Origin of the sequence: Desulfogranum marinum (genome assembly GCF_963675105.2) — a bacterium.
GTDB classification, from domain to species: Bacteria; Desulfobacterota; Desulfobulbia; order Desulfobulbales; family Desulfobulbaceae; genus Desulfogranum; species Desulfogranum marinum.
In genome coordinates this window covers 584,259-597,173 of sequence record NZ_CAXXRO010000004.1, presented here as the reverse complement: position 1 = coordinate 597,173, position 12,915 = coordinate 584,259, and the positions used below count along the sequence as shown (strand labels likewise).

At 46.8% G+C, this 12,915-nt stretch carries 13 protein-coding genes; 11 read left to right on the top strand and 2 right to left on the bottom strand.

The window, feature by feature from the left end; genetic code table 11:
• Positions 1–134: 134 nt before the first annotated feature.
• The 3 genes from ACHZCY_RS11595 to ACHZCY_RS11585 all read left to right on the top strand — a co-directional run bounded on the left by ACHZCY_RS11595 (position 135) and on the right by ACHZCY_RS11585 (position 4,372).
• Positions 135–884: an RsmE family RNA methyltransferase gene (locus ACHZCY_RS11595; protein WP_319549000.1), complete on the top strand. Its 750-nt coding sequence runs from the start codon at positions 135–137 to the stop codon at positions 882–884.
• 101 nt (positions 885–985) lie between these two features.
• On the top strand, positions 986–1,435 hold the full coding sequence (gene dtd / locus ACHZCY_RS11590; RefSeq protein WP_319548999.1) for a D-aminoacyl-tRNA deacylase: 450 nt from the start codon (positions 986–988) through the stop codon (positions 1,433–1,435).
• Positions 1,436–1,447: 12 nt separating this feature from the next.
• Entirely contained in the window at positions 1,448–4,372 is a 2,925-nt protein-coding gene (locus tag ACHZCY_RS11585; RefSeq protein WP_319548998.1) for an insulinase family protein, read from the top strand.
• Here ACHZCY_RS11585 and ACHZCY_RS11580 read toward each other — a convergent pair.
• Positions 4,359–4,943, bottom strand: coding sequence for a DnaJ family domain-containing protein (locus ACHZCY_RS11580; RefSeq protein WP_319548997.1), 585 nt, complete (start codon positions 4,941–4,943; stop codon positions 4,359–4,361). The two genes, ACHZCY_RS11585 and ACHZCY_RS11580, sit on opposite strands and share 14 nt — an antisense overlap.
• 109 nt (positions 4,944–5,052) lie before the next feature.
• On the opposite strand from ACHZCY_RS11580, the gene ACHZCY_RS11575 reads away from it, so the two are divergent.
• Positions 5,053–5,943, top strand: coding sequence for a hypothetical protein (locus ACHZCY_RS11575; RefSeq protein WP_319548996.1), 891 nt, complete (start codon positions 5,053–5,055; stop codon positions 5,941–5,943).
• Positions 5,944–5,965: 22 nt separating this feature from the next.
• Here the strand turns inward: ACHZCY_RS11575 and nadB are convergent, their stop codons facing one another.
• Positions 5,966–7,576: an L-aspartate oxidase gene (gene nadB, locus ACHZCY_RS11570; protein ID WP_205222410.1), complete on the bottom strand. Its 1,611-nt coding sequence runs from the start codon at positions 7,574–7,576 to the stop codon at positions 5,966–5,968.
• Between the two features lie 141 nt (positions 7,577–7,717).
• Between nadB and ACHZCY_RS11565 the strand changes: the two genes are divergently transcribed.
• The 7 genes from ACHZCY_RS11565 (at position 7,718) to bioD (ending at position 12,890) form a co-directional block, all read left to right on the top strand.
• Positions 7,718–8,494 (top strand): ParA family protein, encoded by a 777-nt coding sequence (locus tag ACHZCY_RS11565; RefSeq protein ID WP_232371016.1) that lies wholly within the window; start codon positions 7,718–7,720, stop codon positions 8,492–8,494.
• Between the two features lie 2 nt (positions 8,495–8,496).
• Positions 8,497–9,366 (top strand): ParB/RepB/Spo0J family partition protein, encoded by an 870-nt coding sequence (locus ACHZCY_RS11560; protein ID WP_205222408.1) that lies wholly within the window; start codon positions 8,497–8,499, stop codon positions 9,364–9,366.
• A gap of 41 nt (positions 9,367–9,407) precedes the next feature.
• Positions 9,408–9,557 (top strand): CD1871A family CXXC motif-containing protein, encoded by a 150-nt coding sequence (locus tag ACHZCY_RS11555; RefSeq protein WP_205222407.1) that lies wholly within the window; start codon positions 9,408–9,410, stop codon positions 9,555–9,557.
• Positions 9,558–9,562: 5 nt separating this feature from the next.
• Entirely contained in the window at positions 9,563–10,453 is an 891-nt protein-coding gene (locus ACHZCY_RS11550) for a 4Fe-4S binding protein (RefSeq protein ID WP_319548995.1), read from the top strand.
• A 23-nt stretch (positions 10,454–10,476) separates the two neighbouring features.
• Complete coding sequence (locus ACHZCY_RS11545; RefSeq protein ID WP_319548994.1) at positions 10,477–10,941, top strand: SH3 domain-containing protein; 465 nt, start codon at positions 10,477–10,479, stop codon at positions 10,939–10,941.
• 160 nt (positions 10,942–11,101) lie between these two features.
• Complete coding sequence (gene bioC / locus ACHZCY_RS11540; protein ID WP_319548993.1) at positions 11,102–11,869, top strand: malonyl-ACP O-methyltransferase BioC; 768 nt, start codon at positions 11,102–11,104, stop codon at positions 11,867–11,869.
• 328 nt (positions 11,870–12,197) lie between these two features.
• Positions 12,198–12,890: a dethiobiotin synthase gene (gene bioD, locus ACHZCY_RS11535; protein WP_319548992.1), complete on the top strand. Its 693-nt coding sequence runs from the start codon at positions 12,198–12,200 to the stop codon at positions 12,888–12,890.
• The last annotated feature ends 25 nt before the right edge of the window (positions 12,891–12,915 follow it).

Here is a 12,915-nt window from a genome sequence, read left to right as displayed (position 1 = left end):
CCCTGGAAACAGGCGTGCCCTTTTTTCGTTTATACTCCCTCTATGTTCCCAGTTGCATCCACATGGCAGAGTAATTAGAGTGGGTTAGGCTATTGCAATTATTCTTCTCCAAACCACCTGTTCAAGTACATTCCATGCGCCGATTTTTCATTACACCTGAATCAATTCAAAATAACCGTATCACCATTACAGGGCCCGAGGCCCATCATATTTCCACAGTGTTACGTCTCCAGCCTGGAGAGCAGGTGGAGTTTATTGATGGATCGGGTCACATCTACCTGGCCACCCTTGACGTGACCGGAAAAAAATCTGTTCGTGCGGCGGTGGTTGACAAAAAACAAGTCGAGCAGGAATCACTTTTTCCAATCACTTTGGCTCAAGGTGTCCTCAAAGGAAAAAAAATGGAAATGGTAGTTCAAAAAGCTACCGAACTGGGAGTGATACACCTCCTTCCCCTCTATACCCGCTTTTGTGACCACAAAGCTCTAAATGACAACCGCCATGCACGATGGCAGCGAATCATGGTCGAAGCCTGCAAACAGTCTCAACGCCCTACCCCAATGCACATTGCCGGGCAGACTTCATTAGAAAAAGTAGATTTTTCTCCTTATACCCACAAATATATAGCATGGGAAAAAGAAGGTTCGACCCTTCTCCCCCTTGATATGTGCAGTCAACCAGGGCCCATCTGTATCTGCATAGGTCCGGAAGGTGGATGGCACCAGCAGGAGGTTGACACGCTCCTTGATTCCGGATTTCTTCCTTTTTCACTTGGTCCCTCTATTTTACGGGGAGAAACAGCTACGATTGCGGCCGTCGCCATAACCCAGTATGTCTTGGCTGCTGGTCATCAATACGCTTCAGTCCCGTCTAAGAAGCGGTAACTGTATGGTCGTTTCAACGACCGTCTCACGAAAAGGTGCCTCGGTAGAGCCCTCTTTTCTTTCTTCCTCCCTTTTCCATAACCAACAATAAACGGTATACAATGAGAGCTGTGATTCAAAGGGTTTCCCAAGCAAATGTAAAGGTAGAAAATATTGTTACCGGAGCCATAGAACAAGGACTCCTAATCCTTCTAGGCGTTCACGGAAACGACACTGGCAAGGATGTGAAATGGCTAGCCGAAAAAATTATTAATCTCCGCATTTTTGATGACGATAATGGGATCATGAACTTATCCCTCAATGATGTGAACGGTCAATTACTTGTCGTTTCTCAATTCACCCTGTATGGTGATTGTCGGAAAGGTCGTCGCCCATCCTGGTCGTCTGCAGCTCCACCGCAGAAGGCACAACAATTATATCTTGACTTTATAGAAGAGTGCACCCGTATCGGATTTCCTCCACAAACCGGCACCTTTCAGGCGGAAATGGATGTTACCCTTACCAACCAAGGCCCAGTTACCCTGCTGCTTGATTCCCCTAAAACTTTTTAAACACCATTGACCATGACTGATTTTATCCAAGGTAACACATACAGTAACTTCACCCTTATCAACAAACAGGATATCTCCGAAATACACTCCACGGTCTATCGTTTCCAGCACAACACTCTTGGCTGCACAGCCTTTGCCATAAAAAACAACGATCCCAACAAAACCTTTTGCGTTTCCTTTATGACCGTTCCTGAAGATTCCACAGGCGTTGCCCACATTCTCGAACACTCTGTGCTCATGGGATCAAAAAAGTATCCTGTCCATGATGTTTTTGGTGAAATAAACAAAGGTGGGCTGATGACCTTTCTCAACGCCATGACAGGTGCTGATACGACCTGGTACCCCTTTGCCACTCGCAACAGTAAAGAATACTTCAACATCATGGATGTTTACTGTGATGTTACACTCCATCCCCTGCTGCAGAAAACCACCTTCGAACAGGAAGGATGGCACTATCACATTGAAAAGCTAGAAGACAAAATCGAGTATTCCGGGGTGGTGCTCAATGAAATGAAAGGTGCTTTTTCTGATCCCATTCGTTCCCTTTTTCACCAAACGTACCTGGGCTTATTGCCCGGTTCAACCTATGCTCACGAATCCGGTGGTGACCCGGTAGCTATTCCCGACCTCACCTACGAAGAATTCGTTCAATTTCATCACGACCATTATCATCCGGCTAATGCTACGTTCTTCTTTTACGGCAATGCTTCACTTACAGAAGAGCTTGCTTTTATTGAAACCAACTTTCTCAGCAAATTTGCTGAACCTGTTCCTCGTGCTGAAATTGTCCAGGGAGAGCCCATTCAGAAAACCGTTTTCAAAGAAGCCCGCTATCCTGTCCAACCCGGCACAGACCTCGCGCAAAAAACATTTCTTGCAGTAAGCAGCATCGTTGGCACGGCGAACGAACGGAAAAAAAATACAGCCTTTCAAATTATCGCGCATATTCTCTTCAACTCCGATGCCTCCCCTCTAAAAAATGCTATCATTGAGGCACGTCTCTGTCATGATTTTGGTGGTCTTTTCCTGGATAACTCCACCTATACCACTATCATGATGACCTATCTCATTGGCTCAGACCCCGAAAAAAGAGAGACATTTCTCAAACTGTATAAGCAAACCCTTGCCACCATGGTCGAGCAAAAACTTGACCCGGAACTTGTCCTCTCAGAACTCAACAAATATGAATTTTCAGTACGGGAGGAAATGAACAAGGCTCAAAGAGGGCTAGACCTCATCAGTAAAGCTCTCCCTGCCATGAAATATGGCCTTGACCCTTTTTCCGCCCTCCAGGTAGAGGAACTGTTTGCAGAGATACGAAAGGATGCCCTTGAGAACGGGTATTTTGAATACCTCATTCAAGAATACCTTCTTGACAATCAGGCATCCGCCATAGTGACCCTCACTCCGGATCCGGATAAACTGCAGCAGAATGCTACCCAGGAGAAGGCACGTCTGGAAAAATATGAACAGCATCTCAACGAGCAACAACGGCAATCCCTTGTAAACCGGACCCATGAGCTTATACAACTGCAGTCCACCCCTAACCCTCAATCCAGTCTCCAGTTGCTTCCCAGGCTTAAAGTGAAGGATCTCGACCCGAAGCCCGAACAATATGTAGTAACAGCCCAACATCTGGCTGACACGGAACTGCTTGTCAACGATTTACCAACCAATGGTATCTGTTATCTGGATTTTGGGCTGGACTGTTCAGGGCTTTCAGCAGATCTGCTCCCCTACCTGGACATATTCGGCACTATTTTCACCGAAATCGGTACTGCAGATAAAGACTACATGCAGTTCACAAAAGATGTAAATATCTACACAGGTGGCTTCTCTCATTCATTTAACACCTACCTCCAGTCCGGCTCCCGCGACATCGTCCGCCCCATCCAATGGTTTCATCTCAAGTCGCTTTCCACCAACCTGGACAGAGCCATCAACCTGCTTGCTGAGGTCTTTACCGACGTTAACCTCACGAATCGGCAGCGCATCCGCGAAATCGTGCAACGGGAATATGCCTGGGCTGAGCACTCTGTACAAAGTGAAGGATATATGCTGGCCTCGACCAGAGTGTTTTCTAATCTCAGTCTTGCCGGGAAATACAATGAATATATTAATGGCGCACACGCTTACCTCACACTCAAGCACCTTGCCTTAAACTACGACCAAATGGAGGAATCTTTTCTACACGCACTTGGGGTCATTAAGGATACGTTGCTCAACAAAGAGGGTTTGGTCATCTCCATCACTGCAGACCAGCAAGACATAGCAACTTTTCAGCAGTTAGCCCCTGCCATTGTGTCAACCTTGAATACGGCTCCGTTGACACACGTGCAACCTGCCTTTATCGAGATGCCGGCAAGCCAGGCATTCTCCACCTCTGCAGAAGTGGTTTACAACGTTCAGGGATGCACTCTCTTCCCAACTCTCGATCAGTACACGGGTAGTTTTGAAGTGCTGAAAACGTGGATTTCGAGAGATTACTTGTGGAATACGGTGCGTCAAAAAGGAGGGGCCTATGGCTGCTTTATTCAATTCAATCATTTAACAGGTAACTTTGGAGTCGTGAGCTATCGAGATCCTCAGGTCGATAAAACCTACGCTGCCTACGATGCCATACAAGAGACTATCGCCTCCATTGACGTTAGCAGCGACATGCTCAGTCAACTCATCATCGGCACCTACGGCAATCTTACCCCGCATCAGGGACCGGCTGCCCGTGGTGCAATGGCTCGCAACGAATACCTTTCAGGAGTTACGCCAAACTTTAAACAGCAGCGGATCAGTGAGGTTATCGCCACCAGTGTTGATGACCTCCGGGAGTATGCCGCTCTATTTGATCGTTTAAAAAACAATGCTTACCGAGCAACCATCGGCAACGGTGAAAAAATTGCCGGTGCAAAGACCGTTTTTAATGATATTACCACCCTCTAAAAAAAGATAACCGGTACCTTTTTTTCGGCGGCGACCCGTTCAATACGCAGCGCGCAGGGTGGATAAACGCAGCACGACACCCTGCACAACTGCGGCAACGCTTAACCATCATTACCGCCGCCGGCAGTTTGGAAACTTTCCTTTTTCTACAATCCGGCCCAAGGTGAGCACCTATAAAAAAGGCTCTCTTACTTTCCCTTGACCGTAAGAGAGCCCACAACTTTCTCGTAATAATCGGATTGATCATCAAATCGAAGTTTTTTCCCATTCGAAACTCCAGCTTGAATCGCAAATATTCCAGCTTCTTCATTTGCTTGTACTTAGTCTTTTCATCTGTACAATGGCGGAGCAGATCTTCTGTCTGACGTATTTCTTTTCGTAAACCGACCTCTTCAGGAACATACCCGGCATTCTTCAGTATTCGATATCCCATCCTTAAATCCGGCGGCACATGTTCCATGTCGTCCTTAGGCATGGGTTTATTTCTCCAGTGGGAAAGATCGGGCAATGTGCCCTCTGCCATGGCTTTTTCTATTCGGCGCTCAGCTATAAAGTGTATTGCAGTCAGCATATATACAATGGTACCCTGTTAAGTAATATATAGAGTTTATTCAACTAAGTTTTTTGCTCAAACAAAAAGCAATCCACCACCTCCATCCTACCACAAAAAAAGGAATACAATGAACAAGCTACGCATTTTTTTTATCTCCGTCACTCTTCTTCTCTTCGTCTTTACCTTACCGCTGTGCGCCAAGGATCTCCCTTGGGATATGCCTCTGCCTTTTAAAAAGGCTACCATCCACTATGCGGTAACCGGCAATGAGACAGGCTCGGAAACACTTTTCATCAAAAACAACGGGCAACAACGGGCAACCCACCACGATACGACCATGTCCATGATGGGAATGACCACCAAAACGAACACCATCGAAATAGTCACTCCCGACTGGGTCACGACCTATGATCTAGAGGAAAGAACGGGTAACAAAACAACCAACCCAGCAAAAATTTTCAACACAGAATACAACAAACTCAGCAAAGAAGAAAAACGGAATGTGGACAAAAATGCTGAGGAACTCGGCGCGTCTCTTATGAGCATGGGCGGGACCAGCCGTCCAAACGCCAAAGAAATTCTTGGTCACGCCTGCGACCTGACAGAGATAGCCGGTATCACCAAGGTCTACACCATCCATGCAACCGACATCATGCTTCGAAGCGAGACCTCTGTTATGGGGATGTCTACCACTATCACAGCCACATCCTTCGACACCTCATCAGCTATTCCAGATACCGCCTTCAAGGGACCAAAAGAAATTGTAATCACCCATGATCAAGAAGCTGAAGCAATGATGACCTCCATGATCCACTCTATCATGGACAAGCTCAAGCAGCCGGACGGAGCTCAACAACTCAAAAACGCTCCACTTTCCCCCTACCCTGCAGGTATGGGAGTACCGGCACAACAGCAAGTGCCTACAACCAACCAACAGGGTAACCAACCAGGACAAGAAGAGATGATGCAGGAAATGGAGCAAGGATTAAAGATGATAAAAGGTCTTTTTGGCGAATAACCCCCACCCCATGCATCAAGGATTACCCCTTTCGTTGCAGGACCGTGTTCACACGGCATGTCTCATCATTACGAGAGGGGTAATCCAGTGTGTAGTGGAGCCCTCTGGATTCCTTTCGTTGAGCAGCACTACGCACAATCAGATCAGCAATAACTGCTAGGTTCCTCAACTCCACCAAGTCCGGGGTTAAGAGGTAATCGAAAAAATGTTCATTTATCTCGTCCAACATCCACTGCAAACGCCTCTGCATCAAGTCCAAACGTTTCGTATTCCTGACAATGCCCACATAGTTCCACATTAGGCGCCGTAACTGATCCCAGTTATGATTCACCAGAATTGATTCGTCTAGGGAAGACGCCTCTCCTGTACGCCATGGCTCGACCGCGACTCTTTTCAATGCGCGAAGTTGGTCTATCTTCTCTTCCAGCATAACGGCCCCTTTATCGGCAAACACCACAGCTTCGAGCAGAGAATTACTGGCAAGCCGGTTAGCACCATGCAACCCGGTGCATGCCGTTTCACCAAAAGCGAGCAAATTCTCCAGCGAACTCTGTCCCCACTTATCCACCAACACCCCTCCACACATATAGTGAGCAGCGGGAACCACAGGTATGGGACGCTTGGTTATATCCACCCCATATTGCTTGCAGGTTTGGTAGATAGTCGGAAACCTCTCTTGTAAAAAAGCAGGAGATTTGTGAGTGATATCCAAATACACACAGTCTGCACCACTGGATTTCATCTCCGCATCTATCCCACGGGCCACGGCATCTCTGGTTGCGAGATCACCTCGATGATCATATTTTTTCATAAACGGGACACCCTGGTCATCGACTAAAACCCCTCCCTCCCCCCGTACGGCCTCAGAGATGAGAAAATTTTTCGCTTCCCAGTTAAAAAAACAGGTTGGGTGAAACTGGATAAACTCCATATTTGCTATCTTTGCCCCTGCCCGATATGCCATAGCTACCCCATCACCGGTTGCTATATCCGGATTCGTCGTATACAGGTAAACCTTACCGCACCCTCCGGTGCACAGAACAGTCACCCTTGCCTGTCGCACCTCCACCTTTCCAGACTCGCGATCAAGCACATAAGCGCCCAGACACCGTTCCCCCTCTTTACCCCCAACACTTGAACCAAGCGCCTTTGATTCCACCAGCAGATCTATTGCGAGATGGTTCTCCAAAACAGTGATTTTTGGGTTAGCCGCCACTTGCTCCAAAAGGGCCCGTTCAATTTCCCGCCCGGTCAAATCATAGGAATGGGCAACCCGTCGCGCAGAGTGTCCGCCTTCCATTCCTAAGTCAAACGTACCGTCTGCATTCTTATGGAAATCAACCCCCAGCTCAACCAACTCCCGTACCCGGTCCGGACCTTCTGTGGCGACCGTGCGTACAATATCCTCATCACACAAACCGTCTCCAGACACCAGAGTGTCCCTCACATGTGCCTCCACCGAATCTTCTACCGACAAAACGGCTGCCACCCCGCCCTGGGCCAGATTGGTAGCGGTGTCAGCTTTCGCCTTTTTGGTGACAATTGTTACAGTTGCAAACTTCGCGACTTTTAAGGCATACGACAAACCGGATACGCCACTGCCAATAATAAGGACATCACTATCAAACTCCATCACCCACTCCTGCTGTGCAATGTTTCACGTGAAACATTTTTTTTAATTTTATCCCTAAGAGAAATGTATGCTCTCAGGCCTGATTATAGTATACTGTTTGTTGTTTTCGTCAATATAGTTAGAAACAAGAGAGGAATAACGTTGTACGCAAAAACAATAGCTGTGGCTAACCAAAAAGGTGGCGTCGGCAAAACCACCACAGCCCTTAACCTGGCTGCTGTTCTTTCTGCCAAAAGGAAAAAAGTGCTGCTCGTCGACTCTGACCCCCAGGGTAATGCCTCGAGTGGGGTTGGTGTTTTTGACACCGACGGAGGTGCAAATATTTACACGTGTTACACAGATGAGGGACAGGCAAAAAACTGTGTTCAAAAAACTCGCTTAAAAAACCTCTCAGTTCTCCCCTCCTCTATCGATCTCGTTGGTGTGGAAGTGGAACTGATTTCTCAGGAAAATAGAGAAAAAAAACTCAAAGCTGTTCTCCGTTCACTCAAAGAAGAATTCGATTTTATCATTATTGATTGCCCACCGTCCCTGGGAATTCTAACCTTGAACAGTCTTACCGCGGCTGACTCCATCCTGATTCCACTCCAGTGTGAATATTTTGCACTTGAAGGATTGGCGCAACTTATCTCCACTATCCGTAGAGTCAAAAAAACACTGAACAGGGAACTGTACATAGAGGGACTTCTATTGACGATGTATGATGGAAGGAACAAGCTGACACACTCGGTGGCGGAAGAAGTAAAAAATCACTTTGGTGACCAAGTGTACAAAACCGTCATTCCTCGTAATGTACGTCTCAGTGAAAGCCCCAGCCATGGTCAAACCATCATCGAATACGACAAAAGTTCCAGTGGGGCAAAAGCCTACATCAAACTAGGAACGGAATTTTTACAACGATTAAAACGGGAAATGTAGTTATGAGTAAAAAAAGTGTCCTCGGCAGAGGTGTTGGTGCACTGCTGCAAACAGATAACCAGGAGGAAGACGATCGTTTTTTTATGTGTGATATTGAAAAGATAGCTCCCAACCCAGATCAACCACGGAGTTATTTTGACGAAGAAAAACTCACACAACTAGCCGAATCTATTAAAGAAAAAGGAGTGATCCAACCGTTACTCGTTACCCGGACCAAAGGGAACCGGTATGACCTTATCGCGGGTGAAAGGCGCTTACGGGCCGCCAAAATGGCGGGAAGAGATGAAGTTCCCGTGGTGGTCATGGAAAACAAGAGCGACAGTACAAACCTTGAACTGGCTCTTATAGAAAACATTCAACGCCATGACCTCAATCCTATTGAGGAGGCAACGGCGTACGCGCGCCTTCTTGATGAGTTCCAACTCACGCAGGAAGAGGTTGCCCGGAGAGTGGGCAAAAAAAGATCCACCATCACCAACGTCCTTCGTTTACTTAATCTTCCGGAGCCCATTCAAAAAGATGTGATAACCGGATGCCTGACAGAAGGGCACGCACGAGTACTACTACGGTTAAAAGATACCCCTGCGCTCCTTGTGGAAGCCCGTGATCGAATTGTTGCAGAAGAACTGTCTGTACGGGCCACCGAGGCTCTCTGCAAAAAAATGCTGAAACAGGAGACGCCTGTTGAAAACCCCTCCCCCAAACCAGTCGATACCTTGCCAAAAAACTATTGCACAACAGTAGTTAATCAGATCACCAATCATCTCAATACCAAGGTCAGAATTGTCCAAAGTGGTGAAAGGGGAAAACTGGAGATAGACTATTACTCCAACGATGATCTGGACAGACTGGTGAGTCTTCTCTCGCGCTAACGGTGGCCGGCGTTTTCTTTTTTCAGAATCACGAGCTAGCAATGAAAAAAAAAATACCTCTTCGTATAGCACCTCTCTTGCTCCTTTCAATGTTCCTGCTTTTGCTGGTGTTTGGAATTAATGTGGGGGAACCTGAGCGGGTATTGGAACAGGCAAAAACAATTTGCCTTGCCTGCATTGGTATTGGATAAGTAAAATGAGCATAAATATCATACGAAGGTGGGTCCAATGGTTTTGGCTCCTGATCACCAACAGTTACCTGGTTTTTCCCTTTTCTAAATCCCTTTATCAAGGGCCATTGAAGGTAATCTGCTCACCAGGTTTGAATTGTTACTCCTGCCCTGCGGCAACCACCTACTGCCCATTGGGCAGTCTTCAGCAACTGTTAACCACAGTCCGTTTCACCCTCCAGACAGGCGGTTACTACTTCGGCACCTACGTGGTTGCCTCGATAGGCATTTTGGGATCCATTTTTGGACGCTTTATTTGTGGCTGGGCATGCCCTTTCGGCCTTTTCCAGGAACTTCTGTATACAATTCCGTCTCCCAAATACAGCGTTGCATCACCTCTAAGGTGGGGTAAATATATTTTTCTCCTTTTTTTTGTTATCCTCCTGCCGTTGCTGGCTGTTGATGCTTCCGGCATTGGCCTCCCCTGGTTTTGCAAGTTCATCTGCCCTGCCGGTACACTTGAGGCTGGAATTCCCATGTTGTTTCTCCTCCCTGAGTTGCGACCTATCGTGGGGTGGCTTTTTGCGGCTAAACTTTCCATAGCTTCTTTTTATATTGGATGGTCGGTTGTGGCTTCTCGCCCTTTTTGCCGTACTACCTGCCCTCTTGGTGCTTTTTATGCCTTTTTCAACCGTTTCAGTCTGATTCGATTGAAGCTTGACGAAAAAAAATGTACTTCATGCGGTGCATGCCACTCGGTTTGTCCGGTAGAAATTCATTTTAACGAAACACCAAACAGCGGAGAATGTATCAATTGCTTGAAATGCATGAACGAAGCTTGTAGTTTTAACGCAATTTCTCTGGATCTGGCGGGGTACACCATGTTTCCCCAAAACGAAAAAGTTACGACCAGGTAACACTGACAGACAATCTGCTCTTCATGAAATACAAATACGCTCTCATTTTTCTGGTTTTCTTTAGTTTTGTTTTTACCTCAAGCTCGGTAGCCCTTGCCGAAATGGTTTCCATCAAGGGCGATGACATAAATATGCGCTCAGGCCCTGGGACAAAATACAAAGTCCTATGGAAACTGGGATCCGGTTTTCCATTGAAAGTACTTCGCAAGCAAGGAAGTTGGTACAGGGTGCAGGATTTTGAAGGCGCCATTGGCTGGGTACATCGTAACGTGACAAGCCGCAAACAACACATGATTGTCAAGGTGAATAAAAAAACAAAAAAAAGAATCAACGTGCGTAGCGGTCCAGGTACAAATAACCGCATCGTAGCCAAGGCCTATTACGGAGTCGTTTTTAAAACAATTGAACAAAAAAGCGGCTGGGTCCACCTTGAACACGACAAAGGTGTCAATGGCTGGGTAAAACGAAGCCTGTTGTGGGGTTTTTAACGCCTTTATTTTTCAAATAAACATACTCTTTTCGCAGGCAAAGAGGTGCCCCCAACAGTTTGACGGGGGACTCCGGTTCAACCATGTTCATGGTTTCACAATTGTGGTGCATCGGTTATAGTCTGTTCCCTTTATGCACTCACAAACTTTACAGCCAACGATGATTCCAGATAAACGTCTTATTGAACAGCGCTTTTCCAAGGCTGCTCATACCTACGAACAACAGGCTGATATTCAGCATGTGGTAGCCGAGAAGTTACTTGCAATGCTCGACGACTCGCTTATGCAGGAACCATTGTCAGTGTTGGAAATTGGTTGTTGCACCGGACTACTTACTGCAAAGCTGGTCAAACGGTTTCCTGATATGCAGCATTTTACCGCATCAGACCTGGTGTCTTCTTTTCAACCTTATATTGAGGAAAAAACCCGCTCTCTCTCCGGTAGGTCGACTTTTGTTGCAGGCGACATAGAACAACTCACCTTTGCCCGGAAATTCGATCTGATCATATCCTCTTCCACCTTTCACTGGATCCATGATCTTCCTCGGTTATTTAATAAGCTCCACGATCTTCTCACCCCGCAAGGGATACTAGCCTATTCCATTTATGGCGCAGAAAATCTCAAAGAAATACGAACAATAACCGGAATAGGTCTCCCATATCAGGACTTCAACTCCCTGCTCCATACAACAGAGCAACAATTTACGGTTATCGAATCTGATCACAATCTCGAAACCCTCTGGTTCAGCACTCCTCTGGCAACACTTCAGCATCTGCGACAGACAGGCGTCAATGCCATCGGTACCAAAGCGTGGACCCGAAAGAAGCTGAATTTGTTCAGTAAGGAGTATGCACAGCGTTTCAAAGGCGACCAAGGTATCAGACTGACCTACCACCCCATGTATTTTATCGCACAACCAAAGGGGTGAACACCGGATTGCCCTGCAGCTAAAAAACGTGATAAGAAGCATCCAGGAGACCTACAATTTTCTTTTTCTCTACCTCTTCAGGACGCTTCTCGGTTGTAAAGCCTGCTCCTCGAAAAACACCCTTTTCTGCCCTTAAAGCAAGCATCTCCCCCCAATTTCAAGGATTTTTGATGCTCGCCTGAGCTGCGGACCGGTGCCCTAACTTATTTGAGCATACTGAATCTAGGTTGTTGGTTCATGGAGTGCGACCCTTTCGGTGCAGAAATAACAGTATTTTTTTAAATTTTCTCTAAACGCCTCCGGCGCAGCGTATTGTGGAGATAGAATTATGGATGGACACGCAAAAACACTTGCCATAGTCGGCATAGATACGGATGTTGGAAAGTCGGTGGTTACAGGCCTTATTGCAAGGCACCTGCACCTCCGGAAAAAAAAGGTGACCACTCTCAAACTAGTGCAGACAGGGTGTACCAATCAGTCCGATGACATTCTGCTTCACCGAAAACTCATGGGTATTCCTTTAACCAAACATGATGAACAAGGAATAACCTGCCCCTATCTCTTTCCGCTACCGGCTTCTCCAAAGCTGGCAGCCAAGCAGGCAAAAAAAACCATTGAAGCCGAAGTACTCGATCAGGCAACCCAAGTTCTACAAAATGAATACGAGTGGCTTTTGGTTGAAGGCGCAGGTGGTTTATTGGTACCCCTGAGTGGTGAGTTGCTCCTTTTGGACTACCTGAAGGAAAAAAAATACCCCCTGGTTCTTGTCACTTCTTCCAAGCTGGGGTCGATCAATCATACACGATTAAGCCTAGAAGCCATAAAAAGCCGTCAAATTCAGCTATTGGGCCTTGTATACAACCTCCACAACCCAGGTACCCCCGCAATCGTGCAGGACAGCTTAAATGAGTGTCGTAGAGCGCTTAAGGAATACGGTATGGATTCTCCAGTGATAATCATGCCGGACACAGGGGAAACCCAGTCCATAAACTGGGCTCCCCTGTTGGCAACCTTGGTTTAAAGTGGTTTTAAAACCAAAACGGGAG